This is a genomic window from Rhizobium sp. P1_E6 (genome assembly GCF_056405875.1).
The window spans coordinates 1-1,192 of the sequence record NZ_JBFUBG010000287.1 but is presented as its reverse complement, the minus strand read 5'-3'; the positions used below and the strand labels follow the sequence as shown (position 1 = coordinate 1,192).

Genomic DNA, 1,192 nt, shown 5'->3' with positions numbered 1-1,192 from the left:
CTGCTGATGACGCTGGTTGCTTTCGCGCTCGCTTTCGAGAGCCAGTTGCTGGGCAGCCTCGCGATCGGACATCGCGTGGCGTTCCCGGATCTTTTCCTGCAGCGACTGCGTCGCCTTCGCCATCATGCCGACTTCGTTGTTCATGCCGGTATGCGGGATATCAAGGGAAACATTCTCGTCGGCAACCGCCTGAAGCGCGTTGTGCACGTCCTTCAACGGGTTCGATATGCCGCGGATGACGAGGTAAGCAGCTACAATTGCGAGGAAGAACAAAACGATGCTGCCTGATAGCGCGGACAGAATCTTGTCGTTCACCTGGGCATCGAGATCGTCCATGTAAACGCCGGTGACGACGACGACCTTCCAGGGGTCGAAGGCCAGCGCATAGGCGGTCTTGCGATAATCGCCAACGGGCTGGCCCGGTTTGGCTGTGGAATAATATTCGACGAGACCACCGCCCTGCTGCCCGACCTTGACCAGCTCTTCGCGATAGAGCTTGCCCTTGCTGTCCGGCTGCCCCTTGTTGGTCTGGCCAATTTTCGAGGCGTCATAGTGGAACATCATCTGGATGTCGTAGCTATAGCCGAAGAAATAGCCATCGGGGTCGTATTTCATGGCGTTGAGCGTGGTGTAGGCCTGCTTCTGGGCGTCTTCCAGCTTCATTTCGCCTGAAGTCACCTTCGCCTGATAGAGCTTGAGAACAGAGACCGCGGACTGGACCTCCGAACGCAGCATGTCATAGCGTTCCTTGTAGATCGCATTGACCGAGGAGCGGACCTGGAAGGTGGTTGCAATCGCAAACGCGACCATCAGGCCAATAACCAGCAAGATAAGCTGCTTCGATATTTTCAAATTCTTCATGATACCTCGCAACAGGAATGGGGCTGCATTCCGGTGCGGTTTTATACCGCCTGTGCGAGCGCGCCGGATGAGGGCGACGCATCTACTGCTGCTTAAGAGAACATGCTGCGACCGGTTAGCTACGATTGGCATTCATCCTATAATAAAGCTTTAATTTTATTAGATTTTGGACAAAATTTCCCTATAAATCGGGGGGTGTGCCAAAAGCAAAACCGCCGGATTTTCATCCGGCGGCCGCTAATATTTTGGTGATGAAAAGGCCTGATGTCTGCGCGCCGTCTTTAAGCGGCGCGGCGACCCTGATGCATGGCGGGGGCGACACCGGTAGAGC

The 1,192-nt window shown here is 55.0% G+C and carries 1 protein-coding gene; it reads right to left on the bottom strand.

Annotation, left to right across the window (positions count from 1 at the left end; genetic code table 11):
* Nucleotides 1-861, bottom strand: an 861-nt coding sequence (locus AC1D35_RS36280) for a cache domain-containing protein (RefSeq protein ID WP_477942858.1), incomplete at its 3' end; no start/stop codon positions are given.
* Nucleotides 862-1,192: the final 331 nt, after the last annotated feature.